25 protein-coding genes are annotated in these 24,471 nt (G+C 46.1%); 5 read left to right on the top strand and 20 right to left on the bottom strand.

Annotation, left to right across the window (positions count from 1 at the left end; translation table 11 throughout):
* Positions 1–93: 93 nt before the first annotated feature.
* Positions 94–1,740 carry a VRR-NUC domain-containing protein gene (locus ABMY42_RS02775; RefSeq protein WP_349265933.1) on the top strand — a complete coding sequence of 549 codons (1,647 nt, stop codon included), beginning with the start codon at positions 94–96 and terminating at the stop codon, positions 1,738–1,740.
* Between the two features lie 253 nt (positions 1,741–1,993).
* Here ABMY42_RS02775 and ABMY42_RS02770 read toward each other — a convergent pair whose 3' ends face one another.
* Positions 1,994–3,067, bottom strand: a complete 1,074-nt coding sequence (locus ABMY42_RS02770) for a tetratricopeptide repeat protein (RefSeq protein ID WP_349265932.1) — start codon at positions 3,065–3,067, stop codon at positions 1,994–1,996.
* Between the two features lie 10 nt (positions 3,068–3,077).
* On the bottom strand, positions 3,078–4,400 hold the full coding sequence (locus tag ABMY42_RS02765; RefSeq protein ID WP_349265931.1) for an anaerobic sulfatase maturase: 1,323 nt from the start codon (positions 4,398–4,400) through the stop codon (positions 3,078–3,080).
* Between the two features lie 176 nt (positions 4,401–4,576).
* On the opposite strand from ABMY42_RS02765, the gene ABMY42_RS02760 reads away from it, so the two are divergent.
* The 4 genes from ABMY42_RS02760 (at position 4,577) to ABMY42_RS02745 (ending at position 7,645) form a co-directional block, all read left to right on the top strand.
* Entirely contained in the window at positions 4,577–5,365 is a 789-nt protein-coding gene (locus ABMY42_RS02760; protein WP_047515549.1) for an SUMF1/EgtB/PvdO family nonheme iron enzyme, read from the top strand.
* A gap of 166 nt (positions 5,366–5,531) precedes the next feature.
* Positions 5,532–6,512: an HAD family hydrolase gene (locus ABMY42_RS02755; RefSeq protein WP_005447159.1), complete on the top strand. Its 981-nt coding sequence runs from the start codon at positions 5,532–5,534 to the stop codon at positions 6,510–6,512.
* A gap of 138 nt (positions 6,513–6,650) precedes the next feature.
* Complete coding sequence (locus tag ABMY42_RS02750) at positions 6,651–7,292, top strand: AcfA family outer membrane beta-barrel protein (RefSeq protein WP_349265930.1); 642 nt, start codon at positions 6,651–6,653, stop codon at positions 7,290–7,292.
* Between the two features lie 17 nt (positions 7,293–7,309).
* Positions 7,310–7,645 (top strand): NirD/YgiW/YdeI family stress tolerance protein, encoded by a 336-nt coding sequence (locus tag ABMY42_RS02745; RefSeq protein WP_005447161.1) that lies wholly within the window; start codon positions 7,310–7,312, stop codon positions 7,643–7,645.
* 73 nt (positions 7,646–7,718) lie between these two features.
* Here the strand turns inward: ABMY42_RS02745 and yegS are convergent, their stop codons facing one another.
* The 18 genes from yegS to ABMY42_RS02655 form a co-directional block, all read right to left on the bottom strand.
* Entirely contained in the window at positions 7,719–8,621 is a 903-nt protein-coding gene (yegS, locus tag ABMY42_RS02740; protein ID WP_038899131.1) for a lipid kinase YegS, read from the bottom strand.
* Positions 8,622–8,630: 9 nt separating this feature from the next.
* A complete protein-coding gene (locus ABMY42_RS02735) occupies positions 8,631–9,536 on the bottom strand; it encodes a LysR family transcriptional regulator (RefSeq protein WP_038899130.1) in 906 nt (301 codons plus the stop codon).
* Positions 9,537–9,675: 139 nt separating this feature from the next.
* The gene (locus ABMY42_RS02730) at positions 9,676–10,101 is read right to left on the bottom strand and encodes a bifunctional diaminohydroxyphosphoribosylaminopyrimidine deaminase/5-amino-6-(5-phosphoribosylamino)uracil reductase RibD (protein WP_009697242.1); all 426 of its coding nucleotides are present in this window, start codon (positions 10,099–10,101) and stop codon (positions 9,676–9,678) included.
* Positions 10,102–10,310: 209 nt separating this feature from the next.
* Positions 10,311–10,748, bottom strand: coding sequence for a F0F1 ATP synthase subunit epsilon (locus tag ABMY42_RS02725; protein WP_005431788.1), 438 nt, complete (start codon positions 10,746–10,748; stop codon positions 10,311–10,313).
* Between the two features lie 15 nt (positions 10,749–10,763).
* Complete coding sequence (atpD, locus tag ABMY42_RS02720) at positions 10,764–12,149, bottom strand: F0F1 ATP synthase subunit beta (RefSeq protein WP_017188899.1); 1,386 nt, start codon at positions 12,147–12,149, stop codon at positions 10,764–10,766.
* 23 nt (positions 12,150–12,172) lie between these two features.
* The gene (atpG, locus tag ABMY42_RS02715) at positions 12,173–13,033 is read right to left on the bottom strand and encodes a F0F1 ATP synthase subunit gamma (protein ID WP_005431811.1); all 861 of its coding nucleotides are present in this window, start codon (positions 13,031–13,033) and stop codon (positions 12,173–12,175) included.
* A gap of 21 nt (positions 13,034–13,054) precedes the next feature.
* Positions 13,055–14,593 carry a F0F1 ATP synthase subunit alpha gene (gene atpA, locus ABMY42_RS02710; protein WP_009699258.1) on the bottom strand — a complete coding sequence of 513 codons (1,539 nt, stop codon included), beginning with the start codon at positions 14,591–14,593 and terminating at the stop codon, positions 13,055–13,057.
* Positions 14,594–14,605: 12 nt separating this feature from the next.
* Positions 14,606–15,148 (bottom strand): F0F1 ATP synthase subunit delta, encoded by a 543-nt coding sequence (locus ABMY42_RS02705; RefSeq protein ID WP_005431763.1) that lies wholly within the window; start codon positions 15,146–15,148, stop codon positions 14,606–14,608.
* 8 nt (positions 15,149–15,156) lie between these two features.
* Positions 15,157–15,627: a F0F1 ATP synthase subunit B gene (locus tag ABMY42_RS02700; RefSeq protein ID WP_005431830.1), complete on the bottom strand. Its 471-nt coding sequence runs from the start codon at positions 15,625–15,627 to the stop codon at positions 15,157–15,159.
* A 43-nt stretch (positions 15,628–15,670) separates the two neighbouring features.
* Positions 15,671–15,907: a F0F1 ATP synthase subunit C gene (gene atpE, locus ABMY42_RS02695; RefSeq protein WP_004727739.1), complete on the bottom strand. Its 237-nt coding sequence runs from the start codon at positions 15,905–15,907 to the stop codon at positions 15,671–15,673.
* A gap of 49 nt (positions 15,908–15,956) precedes the next feature.
* A complete protein-coding gene (atpB, locus tag ABMY42_RS02690) occupies positions 15,957–16,724 on the bottom strand; it encodes a F0F1 ATP synthase subunit A (protein WP_005533315.1) in 768 nt (255 codons plus the stop codon).
* Entirely contained in the window at positions 16,725–17,123 is a 399-nt protein-coding gene (locus tag ABMY42_RS02685; protein ID WP_005447171.1) for an ATP synthase subunit I, read from the bottom strand.
* 599 nt (positions 17,124–17,722) lie between these two features.
* Positions 17,723–19,030, bottom strand: a complete 1,308-nt coding sequence (locus ABMY42_RS02680; protein WP_050908939.1) for a BatD family protein — start codon at positions 19,028–19,030, stop codon at positions 17,723–17,725.
* On the bottom strand, positions 19,027–20,778 hold the full coding sequence (locus tag ABMY42_RS02675; protein ID WP_038899128.1) for a VWA domain-containing protein: 1,752 nt from the start codon (positions 20,776–20,778) through the stop codon (positions 19,027–19,029). The genes ABMY42_RS02680 and ABMY42_RS02675 overlap by 4 nt, the downstream gene beginning before the upstream one ends.
* Positions 20,771–21,862: a VWA domain-containing protein gene (locus ABMY42_RS02670; RefSeq protein WP_038899127.1), complete on the bottom strand. Its 1,092-nt coding sequence runs from the start codon at positions 21,860–21,862 to the stop codon at positions 20,771–20,773. Before ABMY42_RS02670 ends, ABMY42_RS02675 begins: the two co-directional genes overlap by 8 nt.
* On the bottom strand, positions 21,855–22,406 hold the full coding sequence (locus tag ABMY42_RS02665; RefSeq protein ID WP_038899126.1) for a DUF4381 domain-containing protein: 552 nt from the start codon (positions 22,404–22,406) through the stop codon (positions 21,855–21,857). The genes ABMY42_RS02670 and ABMY42_RS02665 overlap by 8 nt, the downstream gene beginning before the upstream one ends.
* Positions 22,407–23,369: a DUF58 domain-containing protein gene (locus ABMY42_RS02660; RefSeq protein WP_349265929.1), complete on the bottom strand. Its 963-nt coding sequence runs from the start codon at positions 23,367–23,369 to the stop codon at positions 22,407–22,409.
* A gap of 12 nt (positions 23,370–23,381) precedes the next feature.
* Positions 23,382–24,365 carry a MoxR family ATPase gene (locus ABMY42_RS02655; RefSeq protein WP_349265928.1) on the bottom strand — a complete coding sequence of 328 codons (984 nt, stop codon included), beginning with the start codon at positions 24,363–24,365 and terminating at the stop codon, positions 23,382–23,384.
* Positions 24,366–24,471: the final 106 nt, after the last annotated feature.

Below are 24,471 nucleotides of genomic sequence, written 5' to 3'. Positions count from 1 at the left end.
TGCAGTCCAGTTCTATTTATCTAGTAGATCTGCAGAAATTGATTCGAAAAAGGCTTAACCTATGGGTTAAGCCTTTTTTATTATTAGTTGGTTATGGAAAACACCGTCGAACTCGCGCCAGATTACTATCTCGATAACTTCTTTAAGCTCACACAGCACGCTACCAAGTGGTACAGCGATTTACTTAGCCAAGATGAACATCAATGGCTATCCGCGTTTGAGAGCTTAAGCAAACCTGCGCAGTGTCTTCTTGTTCGTCTATACAGCCGTAAAGGGTGCTGGTTTCGCAGCGACAAACTCAACTATCAAGAAATCGAGAATATCCAGTCTGCTTTGGATGAATTGGCAGCTCATGATTTTGTCTCGCTCTCCCCTGACCTAACAACGCAAGAATTAGCAGCGAATCTACTGACCAAGCCAGAGATCGTCACGCTCTATCCTGAGCATCTTAAATCCCTCAAGAAAGAGGCGTTAGTGGCATGCCTAAGTGAAGAGCGTTTCGAGCTATTTGAGGCTCTGGATTTCACGGTGATTAAGCTGAACTCCGCACACATGATTGATGTTTTGCTGACGCTGTTTTTTGCTAATACCCATCAAGACCTCAGCCAGTTCGTGCTCGATGATTTAGGCTTACACCAATTCGAACAATACCAGTTAAGTAAAGCGCGTCGATTTTTCGAGAGCAGAGAGCAAATCGACCGTCTTATTGAGCTCAGCCAGCTCTCCAACCTTTATTGGCAATGCGACAGAAAACAAAAAGCGAATCTCGATGTTCTTATCGAAGCGATGCCAGAACGGGTTGAACATCGCTACGTCGACCGTAAACGTGAACACATGATTAACGACATTGCCCGTGATTACGAGCGCATAAACGAACTTGAGATTGCAATTGCGTTGTTTGAGACGACCACACTCGCCCCAAGCCGAGAGCGTCGTGCTCGCATCTACGACAAATTAGAACAAAACGATTTATTTAGTGACATTGTCACGGAAATACTCACCCACCCTATTGATGTCTCCGAGTTTGAAGTGGCACAAAAGCTTGAACAACGCGTTAAACGTAAACAGGGCTTTAAAGTCCCGAGAGCCTCCAAGCCTAAATGCAGCGAATACCACATCGAATTGGATCTATCACAGCAACGTGTTGAACTGGCAACCAAAGCACATTTCGAAAGTTTAGGTTGGACCGTTTTCTATTCTGAGAATACCCTACTCAACGGCTTGTTAGGCTTAACTTTGTGGGATGCGATTTTTGCACCAATAGAGGGGGCATTTATTAACGCTTATCAACATCGACCATTGGATTTGTATCACGCCGATTTTGCCGACAAAAGAAAGCAACTTATCGACAATGCGCTTGAGCAAGTTCAACAAGGGAAGACGCAGGCGTTGTTTGATACATACCGGGATAAAGTTGGGATCAGTAATCCCTTCGTCAGTTGGGCATACGTGAACGAAGAGCTGATATCCCTAGCTCTTGAACACATCCCTAATGACCTGTTGGTCGAACTGTTTAACGTGCAGTTAAGTGATCTGAAACTCTATCGAAACGGCATGCCGGATTTGATTGCATTTAAAGAAGGGAAATTTGAATGGATAGAGGTGAAAGGCCCAGGCGATAAACTCCAAGATAACCAATGGCGTTGGATCAAGGAGTTCAATCGCCTCAATGTACCGTTCTCGGTCTGTTATGTATACCCAAGTGACTTCAAGATGCAGGATTCAGAGCGTTGTCATTGATTCGAGGTCAAGGAAAACGACGCCGCGTAATAGCCAGCTCTTTCCAGGTTGTTTGACGCAGAGATCGGGGCAATGACACGCTCCCGAAGGGCGAGCTGTCTTGGCTTGTATACTTTGTTGTCGATTCTTGATTTAGAGTGACTAGATCTTTAAATCGCCGCCGCGTCTACAAACCAAGTCATTCTCGCTGAACCTAGCATCTTGAGGTTACTTGGGTATAACAGCACAAGCTTAGAAAAGAGCCAGAATGGTCTTAGCTACTTACTTTGGCGTTCTTCTGCCCTTTCTTCTCTTTCAATTGATCAATCACGTAGCTTGGTGCGACTTTCTCTAGTTCGCCCAAGCACTCGTCTGTTTTCGGGTTGTCGTAGCGAACATAAATGTCACAAACCGCATAAAGTTGCTCCGGCGCGCCAGAAATCAAATACGCTTGCTCAAAAGACTTCACCGATTTGTCTAGGTTGTACTCTTCTTGCAGTACACCATTGAGGTACCAGAAGTAACTGTTATCTTTCGCCATGTTGGCTGCTTTCTCAATCTCTAAAGCTGCACTCTTCTTGTCATCAAGACGCACAAGCGTTAACGCTTTCGAGTAATGCAAAGATGCGTTGTCAGGATGAAGCTTAATTGCAGAATCCAGCGTCTTTACTGCATCGGCATCGCGTTGCTGCGCTCGGTAGTTGTCCGCCAAGCTTAACCAGATTTGTGGATTCTCCGGCTGATTGATCACCAAAGCTTGATAGATTTTATCCGCTTTATCCCATTCATGATGCCAACGATAGACATCCGCCAATAACAGTTTGGAACCGTTATCTTGCTTGTTCTCTAAATAGCTGATCAGTTCAGCAACCGGGGCTTCAAGCGTTTGCTTCTGCTCGCTGCTCACGTTAGAAAAGTCACGCACTAAGTTGGTCGCCGCAGTAATGCGAACCATGGTTTCTTGGTCACTCAATAATGGCTCAATCATGCGCCAACGATGTTCAATCGTATATGGCTCTGCTCCAACAATCGCGGCTTCACGAACCGCAGGATCTTGGTCTTGAAGGCTGCGTGCAACCGCTACCAGCGCGTTTTGACTTGGGTAATTCGCCAACTCGTGCAGTGCTTCAATACGCTTTTCAACGGGTTGTTTGATGTCCTGCGCTTGGTAAGACAGCTTCGCAACCATTTGCTGTGGCGACATCTGCGCTGAGTTTGCTTTTTGAGCGCTTGTCACGCTCGCTGATGAGACTTGGTCTGGTGCGAGCAAGGTTTCATCTTGTGCAATGACAGATTGGCTTACGGTGATACCTAAAGCGACAACTAACAGTGTTTTTGAGAATGTCATATCAATCCCCTTAAAATTTGGTTTCGAATACAGGACGCTTCGCCGCTTGTTGGCGTAGCACTGAATCACTGTATTTGCCATGTGCCACAGGGTTACCCGTTGCACGAAGAATGTATGCCATTGCCTTATCAGCATGAGAGAAGAACTTTTTCCAACCTGCACACAGGTAGTTCAACCCGGGTTCACCGTCTTTGGTGCGGATGAAACGGTTTTTCGGACACTCACCGTAGCAAGCAAATTGGTAATCACACTGTTGGCACTGCTTGGTTAACGAGCGAGTCTTGGCAAAGCCAAACTTTTGCTGCTCAGGACCATAGGCCAACTTGTCTAATTTTTCGTGGTGGATGTTGCCAATCTTGTACTCTGGATAAACGTAGTGGTCACAAGCAAAAACATCACCGTTTGGTTCCATTGCCAAGCCTTTGCCACAAATCTCGCCAAGTGTACAAAGTGGGTTTTTGCGCCCCATCCAAGTCTCTACACTCGCTTCAAAGTACTGCACAAACACTTTGCCAATGTCGTGTTGAATCCACTCATCAAAAATCGCGATAAGGAAGTTACCCCACGCCTCGTCTGCCACACACCAAGGCTCTACTACAGAGTCTTTGTGACCAGGAATAAGACGCTTGTCGCCTTGTTTCAGTTGCTCTTGCGGCTGCCATGTTTGAGGTGCGGTAGTACGGAACGTTTTTTGTTCCACGATGGGAATGAACTGCATTTGCGGTGAGCGTACTTCATCACGCAGGAATCGGTATACCTCAAGAGGATTGCGGCTGGTTAGATTGTTTACACAAGTCAGCGTTGCGAACTTCACGTCGTGTTTGTGCAGCAGTTCAACAGCCTTCATCACTTGGTTAAAGGTACCACGACCTGCGCGGTTGGTTCGGTAAGCGTTGTGCATCATTTCTGGGCCGTCGATACTCAAACCGACCAAGAAGTTATTTGCTTTCAGAAATGCACACCAATCGTCGTTGAGCAATGTGCCATTGGTTTGTAGATCGTTAGAAATGACCACGCCTTCAGGCTTGTACTTAGATTGAAACTCAACAATCTTTTTAAAGTAATCCAAGCCCAACATTGTTGGTTCACCACCCTGCCAAGAGAAGATGATTTCCGGCGTGTTCTGCCCTTCAATGTACTGACGAATGTAGGTTTCTAGAGTCTCTTCATCCATCACAGGCGTGCAGCCTTTTTTGTACTCAAGTAAGTCCTGTTTGCTGAGGTAATAGCAGTAAGTGCAATCAATGTTACAAGCCGCCCCAATAGGTTTTGCCATGACATGTAAACGCTTAGAGGCTTTACCGTTGAACTGAGGACCTTGAGTAATGTGCATACGTCACCTTTTTCGTTATGAAATGCAGCTGAGAACGCTCATAAGCGTGCCATTCTCACCTTGATGACCTAATCATAAATCCCATTAATACAAGAGGCTTGTTATACCGTTTATAACCTTTTTTCATAGCGTTTATTGCTAATATTTATCGTGACTTTTTTGGCGAGAAACTATTGATGAAATCATTTAAAAGCAAATCGTTAACCGCACTTTCCATTCTATCATTCAGCGTATTAATGAGTGGTTGTGCAACTCAATCACCGCACCCTATCGCGCTCAACATTGATCAAAACATGGTGTTGGTGGAAGGCGGTTCATTTGTCATGGGATCGGACAGCGACTCCGCCAAGAAGGCAGAAACCCCAGCACGCGAAGTAAAGGTAGACGGCTTCTACATTTCCAAATTCGAGGTCACTCAAGAATTGTTTGAATCTGTCATGGGTTCTTCAATGAGTTACTTCCAAGGTGCAAACATTCCGGTTAATAACTTGAGTTGGCAGCAGGCAAATTACTTCATCGAGAAGTTGAACGAGCTGACCGGTGAAAGCTACCGCTTACCGACAGAAGCGGAATGGGAGTTTGCCGCGAAAGGCGGTAACAAGAGCCAAGGTTTCACTTACGCAGGCTCGAACAACATTGCTGATGTGGCGTGGTATGCCGACAACTCTAAAAACCAAGCTCACCCCGTTGGTCAAAAGCAACCCAATGAACTCGGTCTTTATGACATGACAGGCAACGTTGGTGAATTTGTTATTGATGCTTATGACGACACCTTCTACCGCTTTGGTCCAACCGAAAATCCAAACAACGCTAAAGACGAAAAAGCAGGCTTAGCACACAAATCCGTACGAGGCGGCAGTTTTGCCTATGATTCTGATGAATCAGAGAATTTCCGTCGAGACTTCGCCAGCCAGTCTATAATTATGTCGGACATGGGACTTCGCCTTGCGAAAGATGCTGATTAAGCACGACTACGCATGAGAAACGACGTGACTGCCCCTTTGCGCATTCTTACCAATTAAGACGTCTCTTGGTTAGGGAAATGGTTAGGGAAAGAGGCTAAATCTACGTTGTTCTCATTTAACCTCAAATGTATACAAACAATACATTCAAACTTAGGTAAATAATAATATGAAGAAACACATCTGTGCCCTTGCAGTCTTATCTGGTTTATCATTCTCAGCGATGGCTTTAGATTGCGATCCAAACTTACTACCTTCTTGGAAAGATGGCGCGAGTAAATCCGCAATTGTTAACTATGTTGATCAATCTACTGATGCTTCGAAAAAAACCTTCATTGCGGAACAAGACCGCATCGCGGTGTTCGACAATGACGGTACGTTATGGTCAGAAAAACCGTTTTACTTCCAACTGGCGTATGCGCTAGACGAAGTGAAACTGATGGCAAAAGACCATCCAGAATGGAAGACGCAAGAACCGTTTAAATCTGTACTGAATGACGATATTGAAGGTGTTTTCAAAGGCGGTGAAAAAGCACTACTTGAGATCGTCAAGGTCACTCATAGTGGTATGACGGTAGAGGAATATCAGCAAAAAGTCGCCGATTGGCTGAAAGTCGCGAAAGATCCACGCTTTGGCAAAGCTTATACCGAACTTACATACAAACCAATGCGCGAAATGGTCACCTACCTGCAAGAGCATGGTTTTAAGACTTACATCGTATCAGGTGGCGGTGTGGACTTTATGCGCGTTTGGGCACCAGAGGTGTACGGTATTCCCGAAGAGCAAATCATTGGCAGCGCGCTAAAATACAAGTACGACTACAACGACGGTAAGCCAACCGTGACCAAGTTAGGTGAAATCCTCACGATTGATGACAAAGCCGGTAAAGTTGAGAACATTCAGCACATCATCGGTAAGAAACCCGTTCTCGCGATTGGTAACTCAGACGGTGACCACGCGATGATGCAATGGGCAACCAGTCAACCAAACTCTATGGCGATGATCGTTCACCATACCGACGAAGAGCGTGAGTGGAAATACGACCGCAAGTCCAGTGTGGGTCATTTAGATAAAGCAATGGATGAAGCCAATCAGCGTGATAACTGGCACCTCATTGACATGAAAAATGAGTGGTGCACGGTGTATTAACCATACCTTTGCAACTGACAAACTCCTCCTTAGTGAGGAGTTTTTTTATTAATTTTCAAACGTTAGTCTTTTCTTCACGAACACTTCACGACTCTTCACACAAAATGCCTCCCATCGAAACGAAGAGGTAAATATATAATGAAAAAAACAGTCCTGACGATTCTCGCAGCAAGCTCATTTTCGGTTGCAGCAGCACCTTACGTGGGTTTGGAATACGGGTTCGGCACCACAGTTCACGATTTTGAACCATCTTTTCAAGCTGACGGTGTGAATCTGAATCCTGAATTGGAAGACGGTATTTTTGGTGGCTTCATTGGCTACTCTATCAATGATTCTTGGGCTGTAGAACTGGGTTATAACCAATTTGATCTCGATGACAGTCGTTCACGATTTGATAGCTTTGATTCTTCAACCGGAATCAAAAAAGAGATGGAGTGGGATTCGTCGATTAAGGCAAAACAAATTACGTTAGCACCAGTATTTAACTACACATTAAACCAAAAATGGTCTGCTAAAATGAAAGCCGGTTTGACTTACACACAATACAAGGCTCACGCAGGTAAATACTTAGAGACAGAAAATGAGCTAACCGACCACGAAAGTTCAGTTGCTCAAGGACCTGTAATCAAACATGACACTAATGAAGTGGGCGCGATGCTATCTATCGGTGCGGAGTACAAAATCTTCCCTCAATTGACCATCGGCGCGAACGCAAAATACCAGCTTGATAGCTACGCAAACACAGCATCAATCAACGTAGGCTCTACTTACTACTTCTAACTTAGGAAGCCATTAGCATGAAAAAACTGATTATTACGACAACATTAGCCCTAATTTCTGGCTCTGCATTGGCTGCCTTCAACGGTCCTGAAACCGCAGCAATCAGCACTGTAAAAGCGGCGCAAAATGCATCTGATGATAGCTATGTACTGTTGACAGGTAACATCGTTCAAGCACTTGGTAATGAGACTTACCTATTCAAAGACAACACAGGTGAGATTCAAGTCGAGATCGATAACGAAGACTGGATGGGTCAAGACGTATCACCGCAAGATCGCGTTGCCATTCGTGGTGAAGTAGACTCTGAATGGACAAAGACTCAAATCGACGTCGATACGATTCAAAAGCTATAAGCCACACGTTCAAACGAGATCCTTACTCTTGTTAAGTACAAAGCCACCGCATTGGGTGGCTTTTGTGCGTCTCTTAACAAACGCTCAAGCATGGGCAATTGGGCGGAAGGACCAAGCGAATACTTTTAGATCTAACATCAAATCGAATTTTACGGGAACGATAAGGCTCACCATCAAGATTTAAAGGCAGTGCTTTAGGGAAATCGATCTCCAACCAACTCGCCTGAGTATGCTTAACAAACTGCCCAGTCTCAGTTGGATTTTGAATTTCATCAATGACCTGAGGTAGCTCATGGGGCAAGAATGGATGCACCAAAGTAATGTCCATTAAGCCATCATCTATCAATGCATTTGGCGCAAGCTCTTGACCTCCTCCCGCAAGGCGACTATTACAAAACGCCCCAACCAAGATCTCCCCTTGATAACTGCCCTGCTCAATTGTGAGGGAGCCATCATAAGGTTTAAAGCCAAGCGCCTTCACTAGACCGGTTAATGTGTAGGCACCACCACCCAAAAAGTTTTTCAGTTCAACTGGTGTTTCAGCGGTAATTTCTGCTCCAAAGCCAGCTGCAGCAATGTTCATAAAATAGCGATCATTAGCTTGAACGCAGTCTACCGCAACAGCGTCACCATTGACGGCAAGTTCGATGGCTTCTCGAATCATGATTGGGATTTTCGTAGCAGTCGCGAAGTCATTCGCCGTACCCATTGGGATAATGGCCAATTCTGGACGAACGTTCGCCTCAATCTCATTCAAAGCCGTTACCGCTTCGTTAACGGTGCCATCGCCACCAGCAACAACAATACGTTTCATTCCTTGATTGACCGCTTCACTCACTAAACGAGTCATGTCTTGTGATTCCCAAGTGACCCGAACTTGCAGATCCACACCTTGTTCTCGCATTCGCATGATCTCACTGCGAAGCTCAGGCGTTCCGGCTTTCTTACCGTTTAGAATGGCTCGTATTGTCTTCATACTGGTCCTTTACTCTTCGATTGCTTTCCCTGCTTGCTTGAGTTGAGCTCTCAACCATTGATGCGCACTTTCATTGTGACGACTAGAATGCCAGATTGCACAAAGGTCATGAATTTTGTCACTAAAAGGAAGCGGGACGGCTTTAATATTATACGTTTTTGAAAAGTGTTGAATGGTCGACAACGGCAGCATACCGATGTATTCACTACCATTAATGACTGGCAGCATTTCCATTGCACCAGATGCGCGATACACGATATTCCTTTGCGCTAGGTCTGCAATATCTTCCTCATTCATCAAACTTTTACGCGCATGCCAACGCGAAACCACGACGTGTTCTTCCGCCAAAAATTGTTCTACAGAACAAGCATCATGAATTCGTGGGTGCTCGGCACTGCACACGACCATCAAACGCTCGGAAAACACTGGCTCTACTTTGAGGACAGTACGACCACGCGGTGGCATATCGATAATCAAATCATATCGTTGTAAACGCAGATCGCTTTCGTAATCTTCCGTAAACAAAGGATGCACTTCCAAACCGACATTCGGTGCGTTTTTACGGATTTGGCGCAGGAGCTGCGGCATTAACTCATAACTGGCAACTGAGACGCAGGCGATGGAAAAAATACGATTGGATACTTTAGGATCAAAACTGCTCGAGGCGGATAAGGTAGAAGTAAAGTTTTTCAGCGCAGCGACCATCGCAGGATAAATATCCATAGCAAAACTGGTCGGCTCGACACCCGATGTGCTGCGGTGGAACAGTGGCTCATCATAAATGTCACGCAAACGAGCGAGTGCTTTGCTCACCGCAGGTTGGCTGATATCAAGACGAGCAGCAGCCTTAGACAGGTTCTGCTCTTCATAAATCGCCACGAAAATGGGGATAAGGTTTAAGTCGGTGCTCTTCATTTTGCAAACATAAAACAGGACATGACCTTATTTTAGCTAACAGTATGATAGTTAACGACTCAGAACTCTAGATTTGAGCGTCTATGCATGTTTTCGCGAGTTTTAACCTTGCATTGACGAAGAATATTCTGAAAATCACTCAGGATTTTCCTAGGTAAGGGGTCAAGAATGCACTCGCCTCTTCACCGCATAAGCCAACTTCTACTTCAACGCCACCTTCTTTTAGGATTTCGATACCGCGACCAGCATTACGAGGATCAGGATCAAGCATAGCAACCACTACTTTTCTGATACCACAAGTCACTAAGGTTTTAGCGCAAGCTGGCGTACGACCCACAAATGAACATGGCTCTAGTGTTACGTACGCAGTGACGTCACTTAGGTCTCCGTTGTATGCGTTTAGGGCTTCCACTTCTGCATGATTACCACCAATCGCTTGTGTGTGCCCTTCTGATACGATTTCACCGTTTTTGACCAGCACACATCCGACAGGCGGGTTTGGCTGACAGGCAGGCAGCGCGTTGCGTGATACTTCCAACGCACGAAGCATAAATTGTTGGTTCATTTGAATTTGATACTCGTTATTCAGAATTTGGGTGATGGATTCTAACGCCAGCATGCTTTCCTCGCTATATAAAAGTGTTTGCAATACTGATACGTCTTATCTCAACAAACGACTCATTGCTAAACCTAATCCCCATAAAAAATAAAAAAACGGGGCAAACCGTAGTTGCCCCGTTTGGTTACCCTTCAGACCGCATTCCGAAGTGTTGACTAACGAATTCTCATCGTTAGTTCAACTGCACGAAGCTGAGCCAATGCTTTGTTCAACTCCATGTGTGCCTGTGCAAAGCTGATATCGTCTACATGAGCACGAATGTTTTCTTCCGCTGCTCTACGAGCTTCTTCAGCCCTTGCTTTGTCGATGTCTTTACCGTGAAGCGCAGTATCCGCTAATACAGTAACCACATCAGGTTGGACTTCGACCAAACCACCAGAGACATACAGGATCTCTTCAGGCTTGGACAAGTCACCAGTAATACGAGCAACGCCCGGCTTGATTTTACTGATAAGCGGTGAGTGACCCGGACGAATACCTAACTCACCATCCGCACCCGCTACCGCGATAGCATGTGCCGGACCTGAGTAAAGAGTGCCCTCCGCACTTACCACATTTAGTTGAAACGTATTTTGTGAAACCGCTATGGCCATATTGCCTCCCGCGCTTTACAGTTTCTTCGCTTTTTCAAGCACTTCGTCGATGTTGCCACAGTACATAAATGCCTGCTCTGGGATGTCATCGTACTGACCATCAAGCAGCGCTTTAAAGCCTGCAATGGTGTCTTTTAGTGGAACAAATACACCCGGTTGGCCCGTAAACACTTCAGCTACGTGGTAAGGCTGAGTTAGGAAACGTTCGACTTTACGAGCACGAGATACCAAGCGCTTATCTTCTTCAGACAGTTCATCCATACCTAGGATGGCAATGATGTCTTTTAGCTCTTTGTAACGTTGCAGCGTTTGCTGAACTTTACGCGCCACATCGTAGTGCTCTTGACCAACCACTTGAGGGTCAAGCTGACGTGATGTCGAATCCAATGGGTCAATCGCTGGGTACAGACCCAAAGCAGCGATGTTACGAGATAGAACAACGGTCGCATCCAAGTGCGCAAACGTGGTTGCTGGTGAAGGGTCAGTCAAGTCATCCGCTGGTACGTAAACCGCTTGGATAGACGTGATAGAGCCATTTTTAGTCGACGTGATACGCTCTTGCAGCACACCCATCTCTTCTGCCAGCGTAGGTTGGTAACCTACTGCAGATGGCATACGACCAAGCAGCGCCGATACCTCAGTACCTGCCAATGTGTAACGGTAAATGTTATCCACGAATAACAATACGTCACGACCTTCATCACGGAAACGCTCTGCGATGGTCAAGCCTGTTAGCGCAACACGTAGACGGTTACCCGGTGGCTCGTTCATCTGACCGTAAACCATGGCTACTTTGTCGAGAACGCCCGCTTCCTTCATTTCGTAGTAGAAATCGTTACCCTCACGAGTACGTTCACCTACACCGGTAAATACCGACAAACCTGAGTGAGCTTTAGCAATGTTATTGATAAGCTCCATCATGTTTACCGTCTTACCTACACCCGCACCACCGAACAAACCGATCTTACCGCCCTTCGCGAACGGACAAATCAAGTCGATAACTTTAACGCCCGTTTCCAGTAGCGCAGTGCTGTTAGATTGCTCTTCATAGCTTGGGGCATCACGGTGGATCTCGTAAGACACTTGCTCACCGATTGGACCACATTCATCGATTGGGTGACCCAACACGTTCATGATACGACCTAGGGTTTCTTCACCCACAGGTACCGTGATTGGGTTGCCCGTAGATTCCACTTCTAGGCCACGTTTCAGACCATCCGAAGAACCCATTGCGATACAGCGAACCACACCGCCACCCAACTGTTGCTGAACTTCCAGCATCAGTGAGCCGTTGCTACCATCGTTGATTTTCAGTGCGTCGTAAACTTTCGGACCTTTGCCTTGTTCGAACTCGACGTCGACCACCGCACCGATGACTTTGACGATTTTGCCAATACTCATAATTTAAACCTCAAATTCTCTCTCTAAACCGCTTGTGCGCCGGATACAATTTCACTCAACTCTTGAGTAATCGCCGCTTGACGCGCTTTGTTGTAAACCAACTGTAGGTCTTCAATCAGTTGCGCTGCGTTATCCGTCGCGGCAGACATTGCCATCATCCGCGCGGCTTGTTCACAAGCGATACTCTCAACCACCCCCTGATAAACCAGTGATTCCACATAGCGTTGAATCAGGTGGTTGAGAATGTCTTGAGGAGACTGCTCGTAGAGGTAATCCCAACGAGCCTCTTTATCACGTGAAATGTCTTCTTTCGGGAACGGCAGCATTTGCAATACCGTTGGTTTTTGCACCATGGTGTTTACAAACTGGTTGTAAACAAGGAACAAGCGGTCGATTTTGCCTTCGGAGTAGTGCTCCATCATAGCGTTAACCGCACCCAACATATCTTCCAGTTTTGGTGCATCACCAAGCCCAGAAGTCTGCGCCATTACTTTCCCGAGGGACTGGAAAAAGCTGATTGCTTTCGAACCAATGAGCGTCGTATCTACTTCAACGCCCTTCTCTTGCCAGTCCTGCATTTCTGCCAATACTTTTTTGAACAAATTACTGTTCAGGCCACCACACAAACCTCGATCGGATGAGATGATGATGTAAGCCACTCGCTTCACTTCGCGTTCTTGAAGGAAAGGATGGCTGTACTCCAGCGTACCGGACGAGACGTGACCGATAACCTTACGCATGTTCTCCGCGTAAGGACGGGACGCCTGCATGTTCTCCTGCACTTTGCGCATCTTGCTGGCGGCGACCATTTGCATCGCACTCGTAATCTTTTGCGTGCTACTCACGCTAGCAATTTTGGTGCGAATCTCTTTGGTATTTGCCATAACGGACTCCTGTTAGTGGTCCTACGATTGCAGCGCAGTGAACTCTTTCAGCAAGCTGTGTAGCTCACTCTCGATCTCGTCGTTGTAATCACCGGATTGGTTGATCTTGTCCAGTAGCGGCTGCGCGTTTGTACGACCAAATGCCATCAACTCATCTTCAAAGCGAGATATTTGGTTTAACGCCACATCAGTGAGGTAACCCTTCTCTGCTGCAAAGATCGCCAGTGCTTGCTCAGCAACGGTCATTGGTGCGTACTGCTTTTGCTTCATGAGTTCCGTTACTTTCTCACCGTGGTCAAGCTGACGACGTGTCGCTTCATCTAGGTCAGAAGAGAACTGAGCAAATGCTGCCAATTCACGGTATTGCGCCAACGCGGTACGAATCCCCCCCGACAGCTTCTTGATCACTTTGGTTTGCGCTGCACCACCTACACGAGATACCGAAATACCTGGGTCAACCGCTGGACGTAAGCCTGAGTTGAATAGCTGAGTCTGTAGGAAGATTTGACCATCGGTAATCGAGATAACGTTGGTTGGTACGAACGCCGATACGTCACCCGCTTGGGTTTCGATGATTGGCAGTGCGGTTAGAGAACCGGTTTTGCCTTTCACTTCACCGTTAGTGAATCGCTCTACGTATTCTTCGTTAACACGTGCTGCACGTTCTAGTAGGCGTGAGTGGAGGTAGAAAACATCACCTGGGAAGGCTTCACGACCTGGTGGGCGTTTTAGAAGTAGTGAGATTTGACGGTAAGCCACCGCTTGTTTTGATAGATCATCGTATACGATCAACGCATCTTCACCACGGTCACGGAAGTATTCGCCCATGGTACAACCTGCGTATGGCGCTAGGTATTGCAGCGCTGCCGCTTCTGATGCTGACGCAACCACCACAATAGTGTTTTCTAGTGCACCATGTTCTTCTAGCTTGCGAACCACGTTGGCAATCGTCGATGCTTTTTGACCAATTGCGACGTAAATACATTTAACGCCCAGTTCTTTTTGGTTGATGATGGCATCAATCGCCATCGCGGTTTTACCTGTCTGACGGTCACCGATGATCAACTCACGTTGACCGCGACCAATTGGCACCATGGAGTCTACCGCTTTGTAACCAGTTTGGATTGGTTGGTCGACAGACTTACGGTCGATAACACCAGGGGCAATAACCTCTACAGGGTCCATACGATCGAATGACACTGCGCCTTTACCATCGATTGGTTGACCTAGCGTGTTCACTACACGACCTAGCAGACCGTTACCAACTGGCACTTCAAGAATACGACCGGTGCCTTTTACTTTCATTCCTTCTGACAAGTCCGCATATGGACCCATCACAACAGCACCGACTGAATGACGCTCTAAGTTCAGAGCCAACGCAAAGCGGTTATCTGGCAGTTCTAGCATCTCGCCTTGCATAACGTCTGCAAGACCGTGAATTGTGATGATGCCGTCACTCACAGAGACGATAGTACCTTCATTTCTCGCTTCACTTTCGAGGTTGAAGTTAACAATTCGCTCTCTGATTAATTCACTGATTTCATTTGAATTTAATTGCATTTCTATACCCCGTTACACATGTAGGTTGGTCGCCAATCGGCTCAGGTTGGTGAGGACACTGCCGTCATACACGGTCTGCCCTGCTGTGATCACCACACCACCTACAAGGGATGGATCCAGTTGTGTTTCTAGTGTGATGGCTTTACCGTACTTTTCGGTTAACGCTTGTTTAAGCCTTGCCATCTGTTCCTCATCCAGAGGTTCTGAAACACGCACTGTTACTGTCATGGTTCGTTCGTAATCCGCTTTCATCTCTTGGAACTGAACGTTTACTTCACTGAGCGCTTTTAGACGCTTGTTCTCTTCCATAATGCGAAGAAAATTCTCGAAGTTTTGATTCAACCATTCACCACCAGCATGAAGAATCAGATCCAACAATGGTTGTTCAGAACCGTCTTCATCGAGGTCATTCAAGACCAGAAGCGTGTTAGGTTGTTCCAAGACCACTTGGGTAATCGCAAACATTTGTTGCCAATCGTCCAAGCATTCTGCGTCGCGTGCGTAATCAAACGCCGCTTTTGCGTAGGGTTGAGCTACCACTGTCAATTCGGACATGTGCCCTCCTACATTTCGTTGATGAAGCGGTTCACCAAGTCGCGGTTAGCCGAGCTATCCAGATTGCGATTGATCAGCTTGCTGGCACTTTCAATCACCAGATCCGCCATTTCATCTTTCAGCTCTTGGCGAACTTTACTGCGTTCGCTTTCCACTTCTGCTTTGCCTTCTGCGACAATGCGCGCTTTCTCTTGATTTGCCAGATCAACCGCTTCCGCAACCATCTGTTCTTGACGTTGCTTACCTTGGTTGATGATAGCTTGAGCTTTTGAGCGAGCTTCTGTCAGCAGCGCTTCACCGTTCGCTTTTGCCAGTTCTAACTCTTGTGCTGCTTTTTCTGTTTGCTCAAGACCTTGGGCAATTTCAGCACGACGCTCATCAAGCAGTTTTACAAGTGGTGGCCAGACATATTTCATGCACAGCCAAACGAAAATCACGAAGGAGATCGCCTGACCAAACATTGAGGCATTTAAGTTCATAGCACCCTCTCTTCTATAACGTTATGAAAATTATTAATTCGAATTACGCTACAGCGAAGATGATGTACAAGCCGATACCAACACCGATCATTGGCACCGCGTCCACAAGACCCATCATGATGAAGAATTGAGTACGAAGCATTGGGGTCAAATCAGGTTGACGAGCCACACCTTCAAGGTATTTACCTGCAAGGTTACCGATACCTGCTGCGGCACCCGCTGCACCAAGACCGATCAGTAGTGCACCCGCCACGTAAAGAACTGCGCTAACGATATCCATAACAACTCCTAGAATTGAATTTTTTAATTAAGAAACAAGATTTTTGAAATTAATGCTCTTCAACAGCCATGCCGAGATAAACCACGGTCAGTACCATAAAAATAAATGCTTGAAGAACAACAATAAGAATGTGGAACAGTGCCCAAGGAACACTTAGTGCCCATTGCATCCACCACGGCATTAATGCAATTAGAATGAAGATCATTTCACCTGCATACATATTGCCAAATAATCGAAGACCTAAAGATATTGGTTTAGAAATTAACGTCACCAATTCAAGAACTAAGTTCACTGGATATAACAACGGATGTGAAAATGGTTGAGTAGTTAACTCTTTAATAAAACCTTTCACGCCTTTGTTTTTAAACGTATAACCTAACACCAAAATAAATACGCCTAATGCCATCGACATCGTAATATTGACGTCAGCGGATGGTAAGTCACGGAAGTGTTCAACCCCTACAGCACGAGTAAGTGCAGGAATTAAATCAATCGGTAACAAATCCACGGCATTCATTAATAACACCCAAACAAATATTGTCAGTGCCAAAGGACCAATTAACTTGTCCTTCGCTTGAAATATTTCTTTTACAATGTCATCGACGAACTCAAATATTATCTCGATCAAACACTGGAATCGTCCTGGTACTCCTTTCGTTCCTTTCGTCACCGCATAACGGAATGAAAGGATGAAAACGAGCCCCGTCAACCAGACCATGATCATGGAATCAAGGTTAATTCCAAACCAACCGTCGCCGGCGGTGAGAAAGGTCAAGTGGTGCTCAATATATTCATGAGCGGACTGGACAGTCTCCATTTATGCCTTCCTTTCGAAGCGGTCTCTGAACAGCGGCGTTAAGAAGTGACCAAACATCGTCACACAAAAGCCTATCAGGACCACGATGTTGCGAAGAGCCATAAATCGAAACGTCAAAACAAACATCACTATGGTGTAAATGACTTTGATATTTCGACTCAGATGCATGAGGTCACGCAAACTCTCTTCTGGTTTCACCCTAGATTTAATGGACGCGAATACCATGCCAAACAGAGATGGAAGAATCGCAATCAGTACCCCAGTGATTGCTGATTCAGCGCTTAGAGTCCCGCTTCGCATGTACTCATACGCGATGAATACCAGACCCAAAGCTGCTTGAGCAATCAGAATCCTCTTGCCTGCCACCAATATTGGGTCGTCGTGAATATTAGCTTCCATAAATCACCCTTTAAAATAATATCGAATTAAAACTTCTGATAATTAAACTTCACAAAATAAAGCTGCCTAGTGACGATGAATTATATTAAGATAAATTTAATACACAGAATCAAATTTAATCTGATAATTATTATTCACATATTTAAAAATCAAAACGGAATCACTCCGTATTTCCGTTTCCCCAGAAATATACACCGATAATTTTAATAATCTAAATCGAAAAACTTGCAAATTATCATTCCATTTTTGAAGTGTTATTTTATTTGAACAAATCAAAAATGAAATATACATTGAATAAGCCGTCTTTATCAGGGTTAAGACGAAAAGCTTGTCACATGGAAGTGACACTCCATCACGAAAGGAATTAAAGTGATTTATTGGTTATATAATCTTAAATATACTATTTTTAATATATAGCCGATTAATAAACCTGTTTAATATAAAGATAAAATAGATCAAAAGCAGAACGTCGAAGTGACAAGAATTAAATATATGTAGAATATATTATTTTGTCACGCTCATTGTAGCACGCAAAAATAACAACATGACGTTTATTAAAGGATATAAAAACGGACGCTTTACTAGCGTCCTTTTCGTTTTTATTTCTTATTGCTTGCCTGCTTATCGAGTTGTGGCAAGGCTTTAGGTATCACCCACTTGAAGCGTTTTGGCTTCAACGCTTGTATCCCTTTCCAAAGAGCATTCATCAAGCTTACGTCCTCCTGCCCCTCTTGTAGGCGCTGTGAACGCTTCTGCCAAACGTCAGAGTCACTGGCTTTACTCATTTCAAGACCACCTGTGTTGCTTCTCAACTGCTTATACAAGCTTGCTCGAACATCACCCCATCGGTTTGCTTTCACCATTCGTCTGAACACTAACCAAGGAGGCGTAGGACGAGAACGATAATAACGGTGAATGCTCAAGACGGCGATAACGAGAACAAATAGCGTCACTGCGCAGCCAATCAACCAGCCAGAATAAGCTCGAACAAAGGATTTGAATGTATGCTTGGCTTTGAAGGTCTTACCCTCAATCACCACCGTTTCCAGCTGTTTACTCTGGCTATTCCACCATTGGAACGTATGCTCAGGCAAGGTGAACTCACCACCCTGTTGGATCACATACACGCTTTCTTCGATACGACTCGATTGGTAATCGCCACGCGTTTGCTTATCATCTAAGCGGTTTGGTTGAGGATAGGCTTGATAACTGGCAGTAGAATCATTGGATAACAAGTCTGGAAGCAATACTGACAGGCTGTCTTGTGCATTGATCGTAATGGTGCGAGTGATTGCATCGCCGACTTTCAGCTCATCGTTAGACGTTGTCCATTTCTGATCCACACTCACCTTAGTCGCAGTAAACCATGCAGACTCATCACTGAGCAATCCAGAAGGCATAGACGCTTCAAACTTAATTGGCTGCGTATAAAGCGTACCAGCGACCTTCGAACCATCAGGCGCAGAGACTTGCACACCAACAGCGACAGGTGGAATCACAAACTGACCCGAGGCTTGCGGATACAAAGTTATTTCCCAACGCTGACGAGACCAAGTCTGTCCCCCTTTGCGCTCGGTATAGTTGGTTGCTAATTGGTTACGCTGCTTTGCAATCACGTTAGGGATTTCTACGCTGCCAATGCGTGTACCACCTGTGAACCAACGAGGCGTTGCGACTTCGATGTACAAAATCACCTGCTCATTCACACTGAACTTAGGTGCTTCCTTCCTATCGGTCCCTGCTCCCTGCTTACCAACCCATGCTAACAATTCAACATTATCGCTGCGCTGCAAGTCTTGAATGTCTTGTGCGTTCGCCAAACCAGTAAAAAACAAAGTAAACACCATCAAGATAGTGCTTAGACGCCCAACAATAGAGTCAGCGCCAAGCTTGAATACATTCATCATTGTGCTTGCTCCTCTTCTTGTTGTCGTTGCGGTCGTGGCTTCGGCTCCGTTTTCACGGGCTCACGCAGTTGAATTTGGAACTTAGCACGCAAGAAGTACTTGGGATCAGCCTCTACGCGTTTTAACCACTTATCCGCCAGCTCTTGGCTGCCAAGAATTTCGTTCGCATTGAGTTTCTCTTTCAGCATTAACTCAGCAGCGGTTTTTTCGTCTGCCCCATCTGCCGTTTGCGGGTTGTCACCCAGTTCAAATGACTCTTCGGGTCCATCCGTTGTCCCTGCTTGACTTTCACTGGTGCGGTTAATCTCTTCAACAATGCCGCCGATGACTTTTAGGTTATGTTCAACGTCTGGTCGCAATTGATCGCTCAAGGTGTCTTTGTCTGCCAGTGTTTGCAATAAATTACGCGCTGCCAAGTACTCACGTTGACGCGCCAACGCACTCGCAGCGTTGTACAAGCCATAGTCTTTTACCGCATCTGATGGATCGTTTTGCATCTCCAAGAAAGCCGTATGAGCCAGTTTGTATTCGCCAGCGTAGTAATAAGCCGTCCCTTTTCGCAACGGATCCGTAAAGTGCTTTGCTGCCTCAAGGTATTCGTTTTTGTTGAACAGGCGCTGCCCTTGTTGGTTTGGCGTGAGCCATAAATCCCACCACCATTGAGACGCTTTATCCCAGACCGTAACCTCTTGCACCACTTCAAGCTTATCCGCTTTGAGCGAGACGGTTTCCGCCATGACTTTTGGCGTCATAAACAAAGACGTTGACACCATCGCGACAACACACCATTGCACTAACCACCCTTTGCGGAACCAAAGCATCATGATGAGCGCAATTGGGAACAACAGTTGATAACCCATGTCTTTCCAAGGCATTGAGGATTCACCATTGAGTTGCATGTTTCGCTCAACAAAACGATTCAGCTTCTCTATGTCACTATTGTCTACCGTCACTTCCACAAGGCGTCCACCAGTCGCGCTGGCAAGATTATTTAACGAGTCCAAATCGACCGGGTTGTTAGAAACAATGTCTGAGTTACCCGCAGCCAAGATAAGCAATTGATAAGGCTTGTCAGCGAAGTAGTTTTTGTAAGCGGTAATAGTTGCAGGATTAACCCCATCCGTGACCAACAGAACCGTCGAACCCGGTTGGTCTTGTAATTGTCGGTCAATCAAAGGCAGCGCCGTTTCAGCAAGTTTACCTTCAACCGGCATGATTTCTGGTGTTATCGCAGCAAGAAACGGTTCGAATACTTTACTGTCCTGCGTCACAGGCATCGCAACATGAGCAGACCCCGCATACACAACTAGCCCAGTACTGCCTCCTTTTCTTGCTGCCAAGAGGTCTCGGATCTTTTGCTTAGAGCGCTCCAAACGGCTTGGCGGAAGGTCTTTTTGCAACATCGAATCGTTGTTATCCAACACCACCAGCATGGAGGCTTTATCCTCGCCAAATGGAGAAGCTTGGCGCTCCCACGAAGGTCCAGCACAGATGATGATAGCAATCGCCACTATCACCATAAGTAGCTTGAGCGGCAGTTGCTTTCGCCAACCATAATCACCAATCGTTAAGGCTTTACGTAAGTGCTCTGGAAGAATGTCTTTCCAGCTAGGTTTGGCTTCTTCTCGCCACCTTAACCAAAGCAAAAGAAACATTGGGATGAACGCCAATAGCCACATTGGACGAATGAAATGGAACTGTGTGAAGAACTGTTCTAGTCCCATGCTAGAGAAAGGAGAATCAAACATGGCGCTCTCCTTTTCCGTTTTCTGCTTGCGTGGAAGCTCCACTAGTCACTGATAGTCGACGACGCTTAAATGTCGCTAACGTGAACGCGGTCAAGTACATCACAACGACTAAAGCCATTAAATAGTGATGCAAGCTTTGCTTGGGGCGATACGTGGTACTTTCATAAAGCTGGGGCTCTAACTTACCAATCTCATCATAGGCTTTAGCAAGTTCGTCACGGTTGAGCGCTTCAAACGCCTCACCGCCGGACTCCTTCGCAATACGTTTGATCGTATTCATATCTAGCGCAGTTTCACCCACGGTTTGTGGATCACCCATGGCAATCACGTGGATACGTACATCTTTCGCTTTCGCGACTTTCGCCGCATCAATAGGCTCAACGAAGCTTCCAGTGTCATTACCGTCCGTTAGAACAATGGCGACTTTCTCTTTGTTCTCTTCTACGTCGGTACGCGACTTTTCGCTTTGCTCAAACACCTTAATCGCTAAACCAATTGCATCACCTAAATGAGTGCTTTGCCCTGCCATCGCTACATCCGTTTGGTTAAGCAGCTCTAACCACACTTTTTGATCGGGGGTGAATGGAGTTTGGACAAATGCTGCGTCGCCAAACAAAATCAGACCTAAACGGTCGCCTTTGCGCGTTTTGGCAAAGTCACTCAACACTTCTTTAGCGGCGTCAAGGCGAGTGATCTTTTCTCCGGTTTGGGATGTAAAGTCTTGCTCTGCCATTGAGCCAGACAAATCAACTACAACCATGACATCACGCCCTAAGCTTTCACGCACCTGTGGCTCGCCAAGTACTGTCGGTTTTGCCATTGCGGTCACGACCAAAAGCCAAGAAATGATGAGCGTTGCACGCTGCCACCAGCTCGGAGTCAGTTGACTTGCACCTTCTGATGGCGTTTCACCTATGGCATCCACAAGCTGACTAAAAAACGGCACTTTGATGGCCATTTGTTTGGTGCGGTAAGCTGGAACGAGGAAATACACTACCAAAGGCAGTGGCAAGATGATGAACCAAAGCGGATGCTCAAACTCAAAACTGCTCATGCCCAGCCATGAAGCCAGAAGATCACCCATGGCGACCTCCTTTTAATACACGCGCTTTGTAGGCAAGCGTGCGCTTTTCAATATTTTGAGCGTTCTCATCATGCTCTTTCACCCACTTAGTGGCGCGTTCAAGAAGTTGTAAACACTCTGTTTTTTCCAGTTCAACACTTGGGTCAACGATACTTTGCAGCCATCGCTTCGAGACTTCGTCATCAAACATTTTATGCTTAGGGTTAAGCTCATCTAACTTGCGCAGGAACGCCGTATCAAACAAGCGAGCATGGGAGCTATCAAGATGAATCAATACAATTTTCAAAATCGAGAACAGGGCTTTGGGCATACTCGCGTCATCTGGATTCAAACGAGAAATGGCTTCAATAGCTTCTTTACGGTAGCGGTTATCCCACCAATGGTGCAGCAATCGGTAACCCAGATACATAAATACAATCGCACCAATGACGGCAAGGATCTTCCAACCAATGGTTTGTGGTACCCAGCTTACGCTTTCTGGCACCGCAACGTCATGCAGCTCACGCAGAATATACGTGCTTGGAGGCGTGTGTAAGTCTGTCATTTATCGACCTCCAACGAGTTTTTGGAATTGAGTAATGTGGTCACCTGATGTATCGATTTCGATATGAGGCAGCTTTTTCATCGCCATTAGTTGCGCCAGTGATTGACGTTTTAACTGCGCTTTCTCAACCAAACTGGCACTGGCGGCGTCGACTTTGGCTTTGCTGTCTAAGTTGAGCTGGTAACGACCGTCACCAATCACCCATTTCACTTTTGCCAAATCTTGAGGAAGCGACTGCTCTAAAGGGTCGCTCACCATTACCGCGAGAACATCGTTGTGCTGTTGAAGCTGCTTAAGGTGATCTAGGTGGTGCTCTTCGCAATCACGCCAATCACTAATAAAAATTAATGTGGATTGTTTTAGTTTCATGCGTTTGATGAGTTCTATCCATTTACTGAACGTCACGTTATCTGCATCAATCGAGTCCACATTTAAGCGCTGGTTGACTTGAGAGAGTCGTTTCAGTTGTGCAAGCAGATCGTTTTGCGAACGCTGGGCTTTGCTGTGATATAGAGCGGAGTCAGAAGCGATAACAAATCCCACTCGATCACCGTCTTTCAATACTCGCCAACCACACATAGAAGCGACTTCAGCAGCGACTACGGATTTCATGACCTCGGTAGAGGCGAAAAACATCGCACTGCGCTGATCAACGCAAACAATCACATTGCGGTCTTTTTCTTCGGTGTAACTGCGCACATGAGGCTTGCCTGTGCGCATGGTGACTTTCCAATCTAGGTTTCGGATGTCGTCCCCTAGTTGGTAGTGACGCAGCTCTTCGAAGTTCAGACCACGCCCACGGAATAATGAGTTGTGACGTCCAGAAAGCACACTGCCCGCTTTTAAGTGAGGCAGCAGGCTAAAGGATTCGGCTTGTGCTTGTAAACGCACTAAGCGAGCGTAATCACAATACAAGCGAGGATCGAGCCCTTGGGATTGAGGAGCAAGCGTTGGCTTTGCCATAGTCCCTCCTGCTTATCCGATTTCTACACAATCAAGCAGCTCTTGCACCACTCGCAGGTGATCAACACCATCGGCAAGTGCATCGTAAGAAAGTGAGAATCGGTGTCCAAGTACCGATGGCACCATCGCACGTACGTCATCAGGCGTTACATAGTCACGCCCTTGTAACCATGCGTAAGCACGAGCACATTTGTCCAACGAAATTGATGCGCGAGGACTTGAGCCGATTTCGATCCATTTTTGTAGCTGGGAATCGGCGTAACGCTCTGGTTTACGTGTCGCCATCACAAGCGCCACAATGTAGTTCTCAACCAAATCGGAAACCGCAACGTTTGGCAGTTGACGTCGCGCTTCAATCACAAGCTCTGGCTCAATGTGTTTTGGCGTCACTAATTCACTACTGGTTTCTGAGCCCAGCTCTTCACTGCGCACTAAACGAATAATGTCACGCTCAGCTTCATCTTCTGGATAGTCCACGGTCACTTTCATGATAAAGCGGTCCATCTGCGCTTCTGGCAATGGGTAAGTGCCCTCTTGTTCAACTGGGTTTTGCGTAGCAAGCACCATGAACAACTCTGGCAAGACGTGCGTCTTATCACCCACTGTAATCGTACCTTCTGCCATCGCTTCTAGCAGTGCAGCTTGTACTTTTGCTGGCGCACGGTTTACCTCGTCCGCCAATACGATGCTGTTAAAGATTGGACCTGGTTGGAAGTGAAGTTGAGGCTTGCCATCTAGTTCTTGGTACACTTCGGTACCTGTAACGTCTGAAGGTAACAAGTCGGGGGTAAACTGAATACGACCAAAGCTGGTATTAAGTAGATTGGCAAGCGATTTCACCGAGCGCGTTTTTGCCGTCCCCGGTAAACCCTCTAGAAGTACGTGACCATTGGTCAGTAACCCTATCACCAAAGCCTGAACCACATGGCTTTGTCCAATGACGCTTTTTTCAGTTTGTTCGATTAATTCATTAATGGCTTGTTGTGCGTGGTTCATAATGTGCCCTCAAAATGCGTAATTTTTGCTGTGTACATCCTACTCACAAGCCCTATAACTATTGGTTATAAACTTAATACCCAACTTATTTGTAACCATTTATAGC

The sequence above is a fragment of the Vibrio sp. SSH13-20 genome, from assembly GCF_040104475.1.
GTDB classification, from domain to species: Bacteria; Pseudomonadota; Gammaproteobacteria; order Enterobacterales; family Vibrionaceae; genus Vibrio; species Vibrio harveyi.
This window is presented reverse-complemented; position numbering and strand designations above follow the sequence as displayed.

Bases quoted from the DNA above. Each gene is read 5' to 3' on its own strand.
- ABMY42_RS02755 (WP_005447159.1), top strand. From the start codon at position 5,532: ATGAAGAAACACATCTGTGCCCTTGCAGTCTTATCTGGTTTATCATTC.
- ABMY42_RS02685 (WP_005447171.1), bottom strand. From the start codon at position 17,123: ATGGAAGCTAATATTCACGACGACCCAATATTGGTGGCAGGCAAGAGG.
- ABMY42_RS02705 (WP_005431763.1), bottom strand. From the start codon at position 15,148: ATGTCCGAATTGACAGTGGTAGCTCAACCCTACGCAAAAGCGGCGTTT.
- atpG (WP_005431811.1), bottom strand. From the start codon at position 13,033: ATGGCAAATACCAAAGAGATTCGCACCAAAATTGCTAGCGTGAGTAGC.
- ABMY42_RS02730 (WP_009697242.1), bottom strand. From the start codon at position 10,101: ATGAACCAACAATTTATGCTTCGTGCGTTGGAAGTATCACGCAACGCG.
- ABMY42_RS02750 (WP_349265930.1), top strand. From the start codon at position 6,651: ATGAAAAAAACAGTCCTGACGATTCTCGCAGCAAGCTCATTTTCGGTT.
- ABMY42_RS02765 (WP_349265931.1), bottom strand. From the start codon at position 4,400: ATGCACATTACTCAAGGTCCTCAGTTCAACGGTAAAGCCTCTAAGCGT.
- ABMY42_RS02655 (WP_349265928.1), bottom strand. From the start codon at position 24,365: ATGAACCACGCACAACAAGCCATTAATGAATTAATCGAACAAACTGAA.
- ABMY42_RS02760 (WP_047515549.1), top strand. From the start codon at position 4,577: ATGAAATCATTTAAAAGCAAATCGTTAACCGCACTTTCCATTCTATCA.
- atpA (WP_009699258.1), bottom strand. From the start codon at position 14,593: ATGCAATTAAATTCAAATGAAATCAGTGAATTAATCAGAGAGCGAATT.
- ABMY42_RS02680 (WP_050908939.1), bottom strand. From the start codon at position 19,030: ATGATGAATGTATTCAAGCTTGGCGCTGACTCTATTGTTGGGCGTCTA.
- ABMY42_RS02700 (WP_005431830.1), bottom strand. From the start codon at position 15,627: ATGAACTTAAATGCCTCAATGTTTGGTCAGGCGATCTCCTTCGTGATT.
- ABMY42_RS02770 (WP_349265932.1), bottom strand. From the start codon at position 3,067: ATGACATTCTCAAAAACACTGTTAGTTGTCGCTTTAGGTATCACCGTA.
- ABMY42_RS02665 (WP_038899126.1), bottom strand. From the start codon at position 22,406: ATGACAGACTTACACACGCCTCCAAGCACGTATATTCTGCGTGAGCTG.
- atpB (WP_005533315.1), bottom strand. From the start codon at position 16,724: ATGGAGACTGTCCAGTCCGCTCATGAATATATTGAGCACCACTTGACC.
- ABMY42_RS02745 (WP_005447161.1), top strand. From the start codon at position 7,310: ATGAAAAAACTGATTATTACGACAACATTAGCCCTAATTTCTGGCTCT.
- atpE (WP_004727739.1), bottom strand. From the start codon at position 15,907: ATGGATATCGTTAGCGCAGTTCTTTACGTGGCGGGTGCACTACTGATC.
- ABMY42_RS02775 (WP_349265933.1), top strand. From the start codon at position 94: ATGGAAAACACCGTCGAACTCGCGCCAGATTACTATCTCGATAACTTC.
- yegS (WP_038899131.1), bottom strand. From the start codon at position 8,621: ATGAAGACAATACGAGCCATTCTAAACGGTAAGAAAGCCGGAACGCCT.
- atpD (WP_017188899.1), bottom strand. From the start codon at position 12,149: ATGAGTATTGGCAAAATCGTCAAAGTCATCGGTGCGGTGGTCGACGTC.
- ABMY42_RS02675 (WP_038899128.1), bottom strand. From the start codon at position 20,778: ATGTTTGATTCTCCTTTCTCTAGCATGGGACTAGAACAGTTCTTCACA.
- ABMY42_RS02725 (WP_005431788.1), bottom strand. From the start codon at position 10,748: ATGGCCATAGCGGTTTCACAAAATACGTTTCAACTAAATGTGGTAAGT.
- ABMY42_RS02660 (WP_349265929.1), bottom strand. From the start codon at position 23,369: ATGGCAAAGCCAACGCTTGCTCCTCAATCCCAAGGGCTCGATCCTCGC.
- ABMY42_RS02670 (WP_038899127.1), bottom strand. From the start codon at position 21,862: ATGGGTGATCTTCTGGCTTCATGGCTGGGCATGAGCAGTTTTGAGTTT.
- ABMY42_RS02735 (WP_038899130.1), bottom strand. From the start codon at position 9,536: ATGAAGAGCACCGACTTAAACCTTATCCCCATTTTCGTGGCGATTTAT.